The sequence below is a fragment of the Burkholderia stabilis genome (genome assembly GCF_001742165.1).
GTDB lineage: Bacteria > Pseudomonadota > Gammaproteobacteria > Burkholderiales > Burkholderiaceae > Burkholderia > Burkholderia stabilis.
The window spans coordinates 3,261,080-3,275,501 of the sequence record NZ_CP016442.1; the positions used below are offsets into that span (position 1 = coordinate 3,261,080).

13 protein-coding genes are annotated in these 14,422 nt (G+C 67.6%); 6 read left to right on the top strand and 7 right to left on the bottom strand.

Going from position 1 to position 14,422, the window contains the following annotated elements:
- Nucleotides 1–18 precede the first annotated feature (18 nt).
- Complete coding sequence (locus BBJ41_RS15200; RefSeq protein WP_043190612.1) at nucleotides 19–414, bottom strand: acyl-CoA thioesterase; 396 nt, start codon at nucleotides 412–414, stop codon at nucleotides 19–21.
- A gap of 175 nt (nucleotides 415–589) precedes the next feature.
- Between BBJ41_RS15200 and BBJ41_RS15205 the strand changes: the two genes are divergently transcribed.
- Entirely contained in the window at nucleotides 590–2,461 is a 1,872-nt protein-coding gene (locus BBJ41_RS15205) for an ABCB family ABC transporter ATP-binding protein/permease (RefSeq protein ID WP_069747080.1), read from the top strand.
- 113 nt (nucleotides 2,462–2,574) lie between these two features.
- Here BBJ41_RS15205 and murU read toward each other — a convergent pair whose 3' ends face one another.
- Nucleotides 2,575–3,294 (bottom strand): N-acetylmuramate alpha-1-phosphate uridylyltransferase MurU, encoded by a 720-nt coding sequence (murU, locus tag BBJ41_RS15210; RefSeq protein WP_069747081.1) that lies wholly within the window; start codon nucleotides 3,292–3,294, stop codon nucleotides 2,575–2,577.
- 22 nt (nucleotides 3,295–3,316) lie between these two features.
- Nucleotides 3,317–4,366 carry an aminoglycoside phosphotransferase family protein gene (locus tag BBJ41_RS15215; protein WP_069747082.1) on the bottom strand — a complete coding sequence of 350 codons (1,050 nt, stop codon included), beginning with the start codon at nucleotides 4,364–4,366 and terminating at the stop codon, nucleotides 3,317–3,319.
- A gap of 223 nt (nucleotides 4,367–4,589) precedes the next feature.
- Here BBJ41_RS15215 and BBJ41_RS15220 point away from each other — a divergent pair, with 223 nt between their 5' ends.
- Genes BBJ41_RS15220 through rsmA form a run of 4 tightly spaced genes read left to right on the top strand, consistent with a single transcriptional unit; the run spans nucleotide 4,590 to nucleotide 10,238 of the window.
- Nucleotides 4,590–6,950, top strand: coding sequence for an LPS-assembly protein LptD (locus BBJ41_RS15220; RefSeq protein WP_069747083.1), 2,361 nt, complete (start codon nucleotides 4,590–4,592; stop codon nucleotides 6,948–6,950).
- A 51-nt stretch (nucleotides 6,951–7,001) separates the two neighbouring features.
- A complete protein-coding gene (locus BBJ41_RS15225; protein WP_069747084.1) occupies nucleotides 7,002–8,360 on the top strand; it encodes a peptidylprolyl isomerase in 1,359 nt (452 codons plus the stop codon).
- A gap of 11 nt (nucleotides 8,361–8,371) precedes the next feature.
- Nucleotides 8,372–9,361 carry a 4-hydroxythreonine-4-phosphate dehydrogenase PdxA gene (pdxA, locus tag BBJ41_RS15230; protein ID WP_069747085.1) on the top strand — a complete coding sequence of 330 codons (990 nt, stop codon included), beginning with the start codon at nucleotides 8,372–8,374 and terminating at the stop codon, nucleotides 9,359–9,361.
- A 49-nt stretch (nucleotides 9,362–9,410) separates the two neighbouring features.
- Nucleotides 9,411–10,238 carry a 16S rRNA (adenine(1518)-N(6)/adenine(1519)-N(6))-dimethyltransferase RsmA gene (rsmA, locus tag BBJ41_RS15235; RefSeq protein WP_069747086.1) on the top strand — a complete coding sequence of 276 codons (828 nt, stop codon included), beginning with the start codon at nucleotides 9,411–9,413 and terminating at the stop codon, nucleotides 10,236–10,238.
- Between the two features lie 103 nt (nucleotides 10,239–10,341).
- Here the strand turns inward: rsmA and BBJ41_RS15240 are convergent, their stop codons facing one another.
- Complete coding sequence (locus BBJ41_RS15240) at nucleotides 10,342–11,277, bottom strand: DMT family transporter (protein WP_069747087.1); 936 nt, start codon at nucleotides 11,275–11,277, stop codon at nucleotides 10,342–10,344.
- A gap of 339 nt (nucleotides 11,278–11,616) precedes the next feature.
- Between BBJ41_RS15240 and gloA the strand changes: the two genes are divergently transcribed.
- Entirely contained in the window at nucleotides 11,617–12,006 is a 390-nt protein-coding gene (gene gloA / locus BBJ41_RS15245; protein ID WP_031401084.1) for a lactoylglutathione lyase, read from the top strand.
- Between the two features lie 110 nt (nucleotides 12,007–12,116).
- On the opposite strand, the gene BBJ41_RS15250 is transcribed toward gloA, so the two are convergent.
- The 3 genes from BBJ41_RS15250 to gmhB are packed head-to-tail and all read right to left on the bottom strand — an operon-like array spanning nucleotide 12,117 to nucleotide 14,421.
- Entirely contained in the window at nucleotides 12,117–13,004 is an 888-nt protein-coding gene (locus tag BBJ41_RS15250) for a M48 family metallopeptidase (protein ID WP_069747088.1), read from the bottom strand.
- A gap of 45 nt (nucleotides 13,005–13,049) precedes the next feature.
- Nucleotides 13,050–13,814, bottom strand: a complete 765-nt coding sequence (locus BBJ41_RS15255; RefSeq protein WP_069747089.1) for a lysophospholipid acyltransferase family protein — start codon at nucleotides 13,812–13,814, stop codon at nucleotides 13,050–13,052.
- 43 nt (nucleotides 13,815–13,857) lie between these two features.
- Entirely contained in the window at nucleotides 13,858–14,421 is a 564-nt protein-coding gene (gene gmhB / locus BBJ41_RS15260; protein ID WP_069747090.1) for a D-glycero-beta-D-manno-heptose 1,7-bisphosphate 7-phosphatase, read from the bottom strand.
- Nucleotide 14,422 lies beyond the last annotated feature (1 nt).

Sequence of the window (14,422 nt, forward strand, 5' to 3'; positions counted from 1 at the left end):
GTGCCGGGCGCTCGCCCGTCAGAGCGGCGGCAGTTGCCGCGGCTTGCGGTCCGGGCCGGTCGCGACGTACGTGAGCGTCGCTTCCGTGACCTTCACGACTTCGCCCATCAGGCGCATGCGTTGCGCATAGACCTCGACGTCGACCGTGATCGACGTGTTGCCGGTGCGCGTGATGGTTGCGTAGAAGCTCAGCAGATCGCCGACGAACACCGGCTGCTTGAACACGAACGAGTTGACCGCGACCGTCGCGACGCGGCCGTTCGCGCGCTGGCTCGCGGGGATCGAGCCGGCGATGTCGACCTGCGACATGATCCAGCCGCCGAACACGTCGCCATGGACGTTCGCGTCGTGCGGTTGCGGGACGACGCGCAGCGCGGGCTGTTTTTGCGGGAGGTCGAGGGTCGAATCGGTCATGGCGGGGGCTTTCATCCTGTAATAAATAGACCGCCGCGCGCAGGCAGGCCGGCGAGGCCGCCGGCAGCGGCGCGAAGCGGCTTCTGCGACAATACAACGTCCGCAAATTGTACGAGAAAGCGGGCGAGCCGGCCGCCGATGCATGCGCCCGGCACCACACTACAGATCCTTCCCCATGCGCCGATTTCCTGCTTCCGGCGAGCCTGCGCCGGCTCCGACCGGGTCCCGCAACGACTGGCAGACCATCCGGTCGTTGCTGCCGTACCTGACCACCTACAAATGGCGCGTCGCGCTCGCCCTCGCCTGCCTGATCGGCGCGAAGGTCGCGAACCTCGGCGTGCCGGTCGTGATGAAGCGCATCGTCGACCACCTGTCCTACGTGCAGCAGATCACCGCGATCGGTCGCGCCGAGCAGTCGGCCGGCATCGTGCTCGCGGGCGGCGTGGGGCTGCTGGTCGTCGCGTATGCGTTCGTGCGGCTGTCGACATCGCTGTTTACCGAGCTGCGCGAGATCCTGTTCTCGAAGGTCACCGAGAGCGCGGTGCGCCAGCTCGCGCTGCAGGTGTTCCGGCATCTGCACGGGTTGTCGCTGCGGTTCCATCTCGAACGCCAGACGGGCGGCATGTCGCGCGACATCGAGCGCGGCACGCGCGGCATCCAGCAACTGATTTCGTATTCGCTGTACAGCATCCTGCCGACGCTCGTCGAGGTCGGGCTCGTGCTCGGCTTCTTTGTGGTCAAGTACGAGGCCTATTACGCGTACGTGACGTTCGCGGCGCTGGTCACGTACATCGTGTTCACCGTGAAGGTGACCAACTGGCGCACGCATTTCCGCCGCACGATGAACGAGCTCGATTCGCGCGCGAACTCGCGGGCGATCGATTCGCTGATCAACTACGAGACGGTGAAGTACTTCGGCAACGAGGAGTGGGAAGCGCAGCGTTACGACGAGAACCTGAAGCGCTACCGCAAGGCGGCGATCCGCTCGCAGAATTCGCTGTCGGTGCTGAACTTCGGGCAGCAGGCGATCATCGGCACCGGGCTCGTGTTCATCCTGTGGCGCGCGACGCAGGGCGTGCTCGCGGGCAAGCTGACGCTCGGCGATCTCGTGCTGATCAACACGTTCATGCTGCAGCTCTACATTCCGCTGAATTTTCTCGGCGTCGTCTATCGCGAGCTGAAGCAGAGCCTCACCGACATGGACCGGATGTTCGGGCTGCTGTCGGCGGCGAAGGAAGTCGCCGATCGGCCCGACGCGCAGCCGCTCGCGGTGGCCGGCGCGCAGGTGCGTTTCGAGCACGTGAACTTCGCGTACGAGCCGGAGCGGCCGATCCTGCACGACGTGACGTTTACGATCGACGCGGGCACGACGACCGCGGTGGTCGGCCACAGCGGTTCCGGGAAGTCGACGCTGTCGCGGCTGCTGTTCCGTTTCTACGATCTCGACCGGCAGGCGGGCGGCGCGATCCGGATCGACGGGCAGGATATCCGGGACGTCACGCAGGACTCGCTGCGCGCGTCGATCGGGATCGTGCCGCAGGATACCGTGCTGTTCAACGACTCGATCTACTACAACATCGCGTACGGCCGGCCGGCCGCGACCCGCGACGAGGTGATCGCGGCCGCGCGCGCCGCGCACATCCACGATTTCATCGAAAGTTTGCCGAAGGGCTATGACACGCCGGTCGGCGAGCGCGGGCTGAAGCTGTCGGGCGGCGAGAAGCAGCGTGTCGCGATTGCGCGCACGCTGCTGAAGGACCCGCCGGTGCTGCTGTTCGACGAAGCGACGTCGGCGCTCGATTCGCGCTCGGAGCGCGCGATCCAGCACGAACTCGACCAGATCGCGCGGCATCGTACGACGCTCGTGATCGCGCACCGGCTGTCGACGGTCGTGCACGCGCAGCAGATCCTCGTGATGGATCACGGGCGGATCGTCGAGCGCGGCTCGCACGACGAACTCGTGCGCGCCGACGGGTTGTATGCGCAGATGTGGGCGCTGCAGCAGCAGCGCGCGGCGGCGGGCGGCGAAGAGGCCGAAGCCGCGTGAGCGGCGGGGCTGCGCGCGTCATGCGCGCAGCGGGGGCGGTAGCGGTGGTCTGCCGGAAGGGCGTGCGCGGGCGGTGCAACGCACGACACCGTGCCAGACCGTCCGTCGCCAGGTCAGCCCGCGGCGCGCAGCCGCGCGTCGAGCTCGCCGAGCTGCGCGGGCGTGCCGACGTTCTCCCAGATGCCTTCGTACAGTTCACCGCTCGCGCGGCCGGCTTCGATCGTCGCGCGATAGTACGGCGTCAGCGCGCGCCGGGTGCCGGGCGCGAGATCGCGGAACATCCGCGTGTCGTACAGGCCGATGTTGCCGAACGTGAAGCGCGCGGCGCCGTCGAGCGCCAGGCAGCCGTCGTCGCCGAGCGCGAAGTCGCCGGCCGGGTGGAACGGCGGGTTCGGCACCATCACGAGGTGCATCGCCGGCGCGTCCAGCGTCGCCATGCGGGCGGCGTGCGCGTCGAGCGTCCGGTAGTCGAACGCGCAGAACACGTCGCCGCTGACGGCCGCGAACACCGTCGGCCGGCCTCCGCGCTCCAGCAGCGGCAGCGCCTGCGCGATGCCGCCGGCGGTCTCCAGCGCGTCGCCTTCGGCCGAATACGCGATCCGCACGCCCCAGCGCGAACCGTCGCCGAGCGCGGCCTCGAGCTGCGCGCCGAGCCACGCATGGTTGATCACGATCGTCTCGATGCCCGCGCGCGCGAGCGCTTCGATTTGCCAGACGATCAGCGGCTTGCCGCCCGCTTCGAGCAGCGGCTTCGGGCAGGTGTCGGTCAGCGGGCGCATCCGTTCGCCGCGCCCGGCGGCGAAGATCATCGCCGTGGTCAGAGTGTTGCTCATGTTCGGCTGGGTGTCGGAACGGTCAGAACGTATAGCCCACGTCGGCCGCCGCGTTGCCCTCGAGCTCGTCGAGCAGCTTCGCGAACGGCACGAGCGGGCGGTAGCGCAGCGCGACCTTGCGTGCATACGCGATGAAACGCGGCAGGTCGTTCAGGTAGTGCGGCTTGCCGTCGCGGTAATTGATGCGCGCGAACAGGCCGAGGATCTTGATGTGGCGCTGCAGCCCCATCCATTCGAGTTGGCGGTAGAACTCGCCGAAATCGGGGTCGACCGGCAGGCCGGCCTTTTTCGCCTTTTCCCAGTAGTACGCGAAGCAGTCGAGCTCGAACTCCTCGTCCCAGCTGATGAATGCGTCGCGCAGCAGCGACACGACGTCGTACGTCAGCGGCCCGTAGACGGCGTCCTGGAAGTCGAGCACGCCCGGATTCGGCTCGCAGACCATCAGGTTGCGCGGCATGAAGTCGCGCAGCATGAAGCCTTGCGGCTGCGCGTGCGCGCTCGCGACCAGCAGCGCGAAGGTGCGGTCGAGCGTGCCGCGCATCGCGTCGGTGACGGGCTTGCCGAGGTGGCGGCCGACGTACCATTCGGGCAGCAGCTCCATCTCGCGGCGCAGGAACGCCTCGTCGAACGGCGGCAGCACGTCGGGCTTCGACGTGAGCTGGAAGCGGATCAGCGCGTCGAGCGCGTCGCGCATCAGCGGTTTCGCGGCGGCCGGGTCGGCCGGATCGAGCACCGAGATGTACGACGTGCGGCCCAGATCGGTCACGAGCATGAAACCTGCGTCGAAATCGTGGGCCAGTATGTCCGGCACATGGTCGCCGGCTGCGGCGAGCAACTGAGCGACCTGGACGAATTCGCGGCACTTCTCGGGCGGCGGCGCGTCGACGGCGATCAGCGAGCCGCCGGGGCGTGTGGCCGACGCAACACGGAAATAGCGACGGAAACTGGCGTCAGACGATGCGGGCGCGAGGGTCGACAGGTCGAGGGCGTAGCGCTCGGCGAGCGGGCGCAGCCACGCGGTGAGCGCTTCGAGGCGGGCGTCGGGCTGGGATGCGGCGGATGGGGGCGTCATGAAACTCGGAGGAGGGGGGAACGTCTTGCCATATAATACCCCACGACTTTTTTGACGCGCCCCGCGTCAGCTTCCGCCGTGCAGGCCCGCCGCCGGTCGCGCCGTCCGCCCGATCGCCTCCCCGGTTTGCGCTCAGCCGCAGTCGCGGTTCGACGGCGCGGCCCGCCGTGCGCGAGTGTGCCGTGAAGGCGCGGTTGACAAGGGGCGATTCGCCAAACGATAGATGCCGCCCAAACCGCTATTCCCGAATGTTTTCCCCGGTGACGGGGTGCCGCGCAAACGGCGGCTCGCGCTCGCGCTCCTGGCCGTGCCCGGCCTCGTGCCGGCCGTGTCGTACGCGCAGCTGTCGGGCGCGGCTGCGCAGCCGCAGCCGCTCGACTCGCCGTGGGATCTGCGTCTCGCGCCCCAGCTCGAGGATCATCCGCTGAAGGACGGCGCGAAGCCGGCCGCCTTCGTGATTGCCGACCACACGAGCGGCACGGCCGAGCAGGACCTGGCCGCAAAGGGCTCGGCCGAGCTGCGCCGCGGCGACGCCATCGTGAAGGCCGACGCGATCCACTACGATCAGGATACCGACATGGCCGATGCGTACGGCCGGGTCAGGGTGTTCAATGGCGGCACGTCGTTCGTCGGCCCCGAGGCGCACCTGAAGATCGAGGCGAACCAGGGCTTCATGACGGCGCCGAAGTATCACTTCAACATGACGGGCGGGTCGGGCAGCGCGGAGCGCGTCGACATGCTCGACAACGAGCGCTCGGTGTTCGTCAACGGCACCTACACGGCGTGCCAGTGCTCGACGAATCCCGCGTGGTACATCAAGGGCAGCCGCTTCGACTTCGATACGGGCGCCGATGAAGGCACCGCGCGCAACGGCGTGCTGTTCTTCCAGGGCGTGCCGATCTTCGCGAGCCCGTGGATGACGTTCCCGCTGTCGGGCGAGCGTCGCAGCGGCCTGCTGCCGCCGACGTTCTCGGTGAACTCGAGCAACGGGTTCGAGCTGTCGCTGCCGTACTACTTCAATATCGCGCCGAACCGCGACCTGACGCTGACGCCGCGCATCATCTCGCGGCGCGGCGTGATGACCGAGGCGACGTTCCGCTACCTGTCGCCGTCGTATTCGGGCACGTTTACGGCCAATTACCTGCCGGATGACCGGCTCGCGCACCGCAACCGCTACGCGATCTACTGGCAGCACCAGCAGAACTTCGGCGGCGGCTTCGGCGGCTACGTCTACTACAACAAGGTCTCGGACAACACCTATCCCGAAGATCTGGGCTCGACGAACCAGTTCATCAACGGGACGCAGACGCTGTACCAGCAGGAAGCGGGCGTCACGTACAACAACGGCCCGTGGTCGGTGCTCGCGCGCTACCAGCACTGGCAGACGCTGCCGCCGTCGATCGCGCCGTACAGCCGCGAGCCGCAGTTGAACGTGAAGTACACGAAGTACAACGTCGGCGGCTTCGACTTCGGCGCGGAAGCCGACTATTCGCGGTTCCGCATCACGACGGCCGATGCGACCGAAGGCGACCGGGTCGTCTTCAACCCGTACATCGCGTACGGCGTGTACGGCCCCGGCTACTTCGTCGTGCCGAAGGTCCAGTATCACTTCGCGTCGTACGACCTGAACTACCTGTCGTCGACCACGCCGAACAGCCCGAAGCGCTTCACCGAGTCGATCCCGACCGTGAGCTTCGATACGGGCCTGATCTTCGACCGCTCGGTGCGCCTGTTCGGCCAGGACTTCATCCAGACCCTCGAGCCGCGCCTGTACTACGTGTACACGCCGTATCGCGACCAGTCGAACGCGCCGCTGTTCGACACCGCGGAATCGGACTTCGGCCTCGCGGAGATCTACCAGCCGAACACGTTCGTCGGCAACGACCGGATCGCCGATGCGAACCGGATCACGGCCGGTCTCACGTCGCGCTTCATCGATCCGCGCACCGGCGACGAGCGCGCGCGCTTCGTGATCGCGCAGCAGTACTACTTCGCCGATCAGCGCGTCACGCTGAATTCCGGACAGAGCGCCGTGCTGGCGCGCCATTCGGACCTGATCGTCGGCGCCGCGCTGAAGCTCGGTTCGGGTTTCATGTCGGAGACGGCGTTCCAGTACAACCAGAACAACAACCAGCTCGTGAAGTCGAGCGTCGGATTCGGTTACAGCCCGGGCGAGCGCCGCGTGATCAACGTCGGCTACCGCTACACGCGATCGAACACCACGCTCGACAACCAGCCGATCAACCAGTTCCTGATATCCGCGCAGTGGCCGCTCACGCGCCGCCTGTATGCGATCGGCCGTTTCAACTACGATCTGGCCGGCGATCGCGTGGTCGACGGTCTGCTCGGCTTACAATACGACGCGGATTGCTGGGCGCTCGGGGTCGGCGTGCAGCGGGCCGCGAACGGCGTGAATTCGTCGGGACAGCAGAACTCGTCGACGCGATTCATGATGCAGCTGACGCTCAAGGGGTTGTCGACCGTCGACAACGGCCTCGTGTCCGCGTTCCGCGCCGGGGTGCCGGGCTATACGCCGCTGCCGCCGCCGCCGCCGCCGATGTCCCGCTTCAGCAACTACGAGTAACGCCGGCGTGTTTGCACCGGTCAGCACGATTTCAATGGAGTTTCAGTGGCAATGAAGAAAACCCTTCGTTTCGCGGCAGTCGTGTCCAGCCTCGCCGCGTCCGCCGCGCTGCTCGCCGCTGCGCCGGCCGCGGCGCAGGCGCTTGGTTCGAAAGGCGCGCAGCTTGCCGACGAAGTCGTCGCGGTCGTCAACAACGACGTGATCACGGGCCGCGAACTCGACCAGCGCGCTGGCCTGATCGCGCGCCGGCTGCAGCAGCAGAACGCGCCCGTGCCGCCGACCGACCAGTTGCGCGCGCAGGTGCTGAACCAGATGGTGCTCGAACGTATCCAGGTGCAGAAAGCCAAGGACGACGGCATCCGCATCGACGACGCGACCGTGCAGGCCACGCTGCAGCGTCTCGCGCAAGCCAACGGGATGACGCTCGAGCAGTACCGCTCGCGTCTCGAGGCGCAAGGTGTGCCCTGGAGCATCTTCACGAGCGACGCGCGTACCGAACTGATGCTGTCGAAGCTGCGCGAACGCGAGGTCGACGGCAAGATCACCGTGTCGGACGCCGAAGTCGCGAACTACATCGCGAGCCAGCGCGGGCCGAACGCGTCGCAGCAGCAGGACCTGCGCTTCCAGCACATCTTCATCAAGGCGCCGACCAACGCGCCGCAGGCCGACATCGACGTCGCACAGAAGAAGGCTGAAGCGCTGCTGCAGCAGGCGAAGTCGGGCGCCGATTTCGAGCGGCTCGCGAAGAACAATTCGGAAGCGAACGACGCGAAGAAGGGCGGCGATCTCGGCTTCAAGGCGCCGAGCGCGCTGCCGGCCGACGTGGTCGACGCCGCGTCGAAGCTGCGCCCGGGCCAGGTCAACCCGACGCTGATCCGCGTGCCGGACGGCTTCGAGATCGTGCGTCTCGTCGACCGCCGCCAGAGCCAGGGCGCCAGCGCCGCGGCGCCGAAGATCGTCCAGACGCACGTGCGCCACATCCTGCTGCGCGTGGGTGAGGGCAAGTCGGAAGGGCAGGCGCGCCAGCAACTGGCCGACATCCGCAACCAGGTCGAGGCCGGCGGCGATTTCGCGAAGTTCGCGCGCACCTACTCGCAGGACGGTTCGGCGTCGCAGGGCGGCGATCTCGGCTGGATCAGCCCGGGCGAGACCGTGCCGGAATTCGAGCGCGCGATGAACAACCTGCAGGACGGCCAGATCAGCCAGCCGATTCGTACCGAGTACGGCTACCACCTGATCCAGGTGCTGAGCCGCCGCGAGGCCGAAGGCTCGGTGCAGCAGCAGATGGACATCGCGCGTCAGGCGATTGGCCAGCGCAAGGCCGAGCAGGCGTATGCCGACTGGCTGCGCGAGCTGCGCGATTCGTCGTACGTGCAGTACAAGATCGGCGGCCTCGGCCCGGCGAATTGAGCGAGCTTCAGGTGACGACGCCCGCGCTGCAGATCGCGATCACGACTGGCGAACCCGCGGGGGTCGGCCCGGAGCTGACCGTGCAGGCGCTGCGTGATGCCGCGCAGCGCTGGCCCGACGCGCACTTCACCGTGCTGGGCGATGCGGCGCTGCTCGATGCGCGCGCGGCGGCCGTCGGCGCTGATCGGGCAACCTTGTCCGGCAGCGGGCAGGTGTCGGTCGCGCATCACGCGCTCGCCGTTCCCGCGCTGGCGGGCACGCTGGACGCGGCGAACGGCCGGTACGTGCTCGGGCTGCTCGATGCGGCGATCGACGGCGCGCTGGCCGGCCGGTACGACGCGATCGTGACCGCACCGCTGCAGAAGAGCACGATCAACGATGCGGGCGTGCCGTTCACCGGCCATACCGAATACCTGGCGGAGCGCACGCATACGCCGCGTGTCGTGATGATGCTGGCGGGCACCGGCGACAAGCCGCTGCGCGTCGCGCTCGCGACCACCCACCTGCCGCTGAAAGACGTCTCGGCCGCGCTGACGACCGACGGGCTCGTCGAGACGCTCGCGATCATCGATCGCGACTTGCGGCGCGATTTCGGTCTCGCCGCGCCGCGCATCCTCGTGACGGGGCTCAATCCGCACGCGGGCGAGAACGGTTATCTCGGCCGCGAGGAGATCGACGTGATCTCGCCGGCGCTGGCCCGCGCGAACGCGCAGGGCATCGATGCGCGCGGTCCGTATCCGGCCGACACGCTGTTTCAGCCGCGCCATCTGGCCGATGCCGATTGCGTGCTCGCGATGTTCCACGACCAGGGGCTGCCCGTGCTGAAGTACGCGACGTTCGGCGAGGGCATCAACGTAACGCTCGGGCTGCCGATCATCCGCACGTCGGTCGATCACGGCACCGCGCTCGATCTGGCCGGCACGGGCCGCGCGGATCCGGGCAGCATGGTCGCCGCGCTCGACACCGCCGTGACGATGGCGCGCCATCGCCGCGCGGCCTGACGCGGCCCGACCTGACCACATTCGTCGTATTTTTCGTTTTACTGAGTCGATGTCGAACAGCAGACAGCACCAAGGCCACTTCGCGCGCAAGCGCTTCGGGCAGAACTTCCTCGTCGATCACGGTGTGATCGACTCGATCGTGTCGACGATCGGCCCCGCGCGCGGCCAGCGCATGGTCGAGATCGGCCCCGGGCTCGGTGCGCTGACCGGACCGCTGATCGAGCGGCTCGCGACGCCCGAGTCGCCGCTGCACGCGGTCGAGCTCGACCGCGACCTGATCGGGCGCCTGCAGCAGCGCTTCGGCGCGTTGCTCGAGCTGCACGCGGGCGACGCGCTCGCGTTCGACTTTCGTTCGCTCGCGGTGCCCGGCGACAAGCCGTCGCTGCGGATCGTCGGCAACCTGCCGTACAACATTTCCAGCCCGTTGCTGTTTCACCTGATGACGTTCGCGGATGCGGTCATCGACCAGCATTTCATGCTGCAGAACGAGGTCGTCGAACGGATGGTCGCGGAGCCGGGCACGAAGGCGTTTTCGCGGCTGTCGGTGATGCTGCAGTACCGCTACGTGATGGAAAAGATGCTCGACGTGCCGCCGGAATCGTTCCAGCCGCCGCCGAAGGTCGATTCGGCGATCGTGCGGATGATTCCGTACGAGCCGCACGAATTGCCGGAGGTCGATCCCGTGCTGCTCGGCGAAATCGTCACCGCTGCGTTCTCGCAGCGCCGCAAGATGCTGCGCAACACGCTCGGCGACTACCGCGAGACGATCGATTTCGATGCGCTCGGCTTCGATCTCGCGCGCCGTGCGGAGGATGTGAGCGTCGCCGAATACGTCGGCGTCACACAGGCGCTTGCGGCGGTGCGCAAGGCCGGGTGACGTGTGCGGCACGAGCCGGACCGGATGGTTCGACGAGGCTGCCCCGCGGGGCAGCCTTTTTTATTGCGCGAGCGCGTTGCGCAGGCGGCGTCGCCGGCCGCCGTCACACCCGCCGGCGCGGCGGCGCGTTGACGAGCGCGATGCCGGTCAGTACGAGCGCGGCGGCGGACATGAAGCGCCAGCCGACCGATTCGCCGAGCAGCAGCACGCCGAACGCGACGCCGAACAGCGGTGACAGGAACGTGAAGACGGACAGGCGCGACGCGCTGTAGCGCGTCAGCAGCCAGAACCACGACAAATAGCTGACGAATGCGACGATCACCGACTGGTACGCGAGGCTCGCCACGGCGACCGGCGTGACGTGCGCGAACGACACCTGGCCGAACAGCGCCGCGAGCGCGACCAGTACGACCGCCGATACCGCGAGCTGGTAGAACAGTGTCTTGCTTGCACTGGCGCGCGCGAGCGCCGTCGAACGCACGACGACCGTCGTCGCGGCCCACATCGCGCCGCCGAGAATCCCGAGCGCGTCGCCGGCCAGCCCCGCGAGCACGGACGCGCCGGGCGCGCGAGGTTTCAGGAAGCCGTCCGCGAACGCGAGCGCGATGCCGGCGAACGCGAGGCCGACGCCGGCCCATTGCGTGCGCTGTAGCCGTTCGCCCGGCGCGAACAGGTGCAGGCCGAGCGCGGTGAAGCACGGCGCCGTGTACAGGAAGATCGCCATATGCGACGCACTCGTCAGCGTCAGCCCGAAGAACACGCAGACGAATTCGCCGGCGAACAGCGCACCGGCCGCGAGGCCCGCGCCGAACGTGCCGTCGGCCTGAAACAGCGGCGTGCCGCGCGAGCGGGCCCAGCCCCACAGCAGCACGGCCGCGATCACCGAGCGCAGCCCGGCCTGGAACATCGGCGCGATGGCGGCGTTCGTGCTCTTGATCGCGACCTGCTGGAAGCCCCAGATTGCGCACAGCAGCAGCATCAGGCCGACGGCGCGCAGGTCGAGCGCGCGGCGCACGGGAGCGGCGGCGAGCGCGGTCATCGATGGGCCTCGACGGTCCGGTGCCGCGGTGGCGAGGTCAGGGAGAGGGCGCGTCCGGCGCGCTCGAATCGGCGGTTTCGCACGGCAGTGTGGCTGAATCGGAAGAGGGTGGTCGCGTGCGGGCCGTATGCCCGTTTTTGGTGCGAGGTGGAAGGATGTTACCCGATCGGCACGCTCGAAGGGGGTGCGTCGGGCGCGTTCGGTCCCGAGGGCATACCCGTGCCCGCGTCGGTTGAACCGATGCTTCGTAGCGATGGCCCCGGCTGGGCGCCACCGGCGAGTTTCAGCCGACTCTGGTACAGTTTCCGGTTCTGGAAAGTCCCCACAGGAGTACACAACATGCGTTTGCTGCATACGATGCTGCGAGTCGGCGATCTCGACCGCTCGATCAAGTTCTACACCGAATTGCTCGGCATGAAGCTGCTGCGTCGCGAGGATTATCCGGAAGGCAAGTTCACGCTCGCGTTCGTCGGTTACGAAGATGAAAGCACGGGCACCGTGATCGAACTGACCCACAACTGGGACACGCCGTCCTACGATCTCGGCAATGGTTTCGGTCACCTGGCGGTGGCGGTGGAAGATGCGTACGCTGCGTGCGAGAAGATCAAGGCGCAAGGCGGCAAGGTTACGCGCGAAGCGGGCCCGATGAAGCACGGCACGACCGTGATCGCATTCGTCGAGGATCCGGACGGCTACAAGATCGAGTTCATCCAGAAGAAGGCGCACTGAGCGCCGGATGAGCGAACCGCGGCGTGCAAGGCGCGCGGCGGTGGCGCGAACGGGCGGTGCGGGGGAGCCCGCATCGCCCGTTTGCGTTTACGGCAAGGCGATGGCGGGCGTTACAGCGACGGCAGCAACTCGGGCGGATGATGCTTGAGCGTGTGCCGTGCTTCGCGGAACTCGGGGAAGATCGATTCGACGGTTTGCCAGAAGGCGGGGCTGTGGTTCATCTCGCGCAGGTGCGACAGTTCGTGCGCGACGACGTAGTCGACGATCGACATCGGGAAATGGATGAGCCGCCAGTTCAGGCGGATCTTGCCGTCGCTCGAGCAGCTGCCCCAGCGCGTCGCGGCCGACGACAGCGCATACATCGAATACGTGACGCCGAGCTTTTCCGCGTAGACCGCGAGGCGTTCGCCGAAGATACGCTTCGCTTCGCCCTGCAGCCAGCCCTGCACGCGGTCCTTGATCTGCTGCATGTCGGCCTGCACGGGCAGCGGCAGCGACAGCCGCAGCGCATCGGCATCGAACGCGACGGCGCCCGCGCCGAGCGCGATCGTCACCGTCTTGCCGAGATACGGGAGCTGCGCGCCGTCGCGCCAGTCGATCTGCGGCAGCGCGCGCTGTTCGGTGCGTGTTTTCCACTCCGCGAGCTTCGCGAAGATCCAGCGTTGCTTCTCGGAGATCGCGGCTTCGATGTCGGCGAGCGTGACCCAGCGCGGCGCGGTGATCGACAGCCCGCTGCCGTCGATCGTGAAGCCGATCGTGCGGCGCGCCGAGCGCTTCAGGCGGTATTCGAGCACGCGGCTGTCGAGCGCGAACGTGCGTACGCGCGAGCGATCGGGCGCCGGGCCCGGATCGAGCGGCGCGGCGGGTGCCGCTTCGGGCGGCGCCGGCGGCGTGGCAGGCGCCGACGGTGCGGCGGCCGGCCCGTCGAAGAGCGGCAGATCCATCTGGCGATGATCGAGGGCCACGACGGCTGGCCGTGGCCGCGGACGCTGTTTCATCAGTTCGCTTCTTTTTGTCGTACGCAACGGCTGCAACCCGGGGATTCAGACGCGCGCGGCATCGCGCGTGCCGGCATTGCCCGCCTGACGATACGCATCGGGATCGATACGGCGCATTTCCGCTTCGATCCATGCCTCGACCTGCGAGTTCAATGCGTCGGGCGTAAGGCCGGTCGAATCGATCGGCTTGCCGATCGACACCGTCACCACGCCCGGGAATTTCGTAAACGAGTTGCGCGGCCACACCCGACCTGCATTGTGCGCGATCGGCACGACGGGCGTGCCGGTTTCGATCGCGAAGCGCGCGCCGCCCGTCTTGTACTTGCCCTGCTTGCCGACCGGCGTACGCGTGCCTTCGGGGAACATGATCATCCAGGCGCCTTCCGACAGGCGCTTCTTGCCCTGGCGGATCACCGAGGTGAACGCATTCTTGCCTTCCCGGCGGTTGATGTTGACCATGTGCAGCAGGCCGAGCGCCCAGCCGAAGAACGGCACGTACAGCAGCTCGCGCTTGAACACATAGCAGAGCGGCTTCGGCATCAGCGCCGGAAACGCGAGCGTCTCCCACGCGGACTGGTGCTTCGACAGCAGCACGGCGGGGCCGTCGGGCAGGTTCTCGTAGCCTTCGATCCGGTAGCGGATGCCGTTCAGCCAGCGCACGACCCACAGCGTGGACTTGCACCAGCCGGCCGCCATCCAGTAGCGCGCGTCGGCGCGCATGAACGGGAACGCGATGAAGCACGCGGTGGCGTACGGCACCGTGTACAGGATGAAATAGATCAGCAGCAGCAGGGAGCGGACGAAGCGCATCGGCGTGGGTCTGGCGTTAGGGAGGATGCGCGCGGCGGCTGCATCACTCGTGTTCGTGTGAAAGGAAATCGAGCGCGAATGCGCGCAGGTCGTCGTGGACCTTCGTGCCGGGCGGCAGATTGCCCGCGGCGAGCGTCTTCTTGCCCTTGCCGGTCAGCACGAGGTGCGGCTGGAAGCCGACCGCGACGCCGGCCTGCAGGTCGCGCAGCGAATCGCCGACGACCGGCGTGTGACCGGGATCGATCTCGAAGCGCTCGGTGATCATCTGCATCATGCCGGGTTTCGGCTTGCGGCAGTCGCAGTGATCCTCGGCCGTGTGCGGGCAGAAGAACACCGCGTCGATGCGCGCGCCGACCGCGGCCGCCGCGCGATGCATCTTCAGGTGCATCTCGTTGAGCGCGGCCATGTCGAACAGCCCTCGACCGATGCCGGACTGGTTGGTCGCGACGATCACGCGATAGCCTGCGTGGTTGAGCCGGGCGATCGCCTCGAGGCTGCCGGGCAGCGCGATCCATTCGTCGGGCGTCTTGATGAACGCATCCGAATCGACGTTGATCACGCCGTCCCGGTCGAGGACGACGAGCTTTCGGTTGGGGCTGGTCGGCATC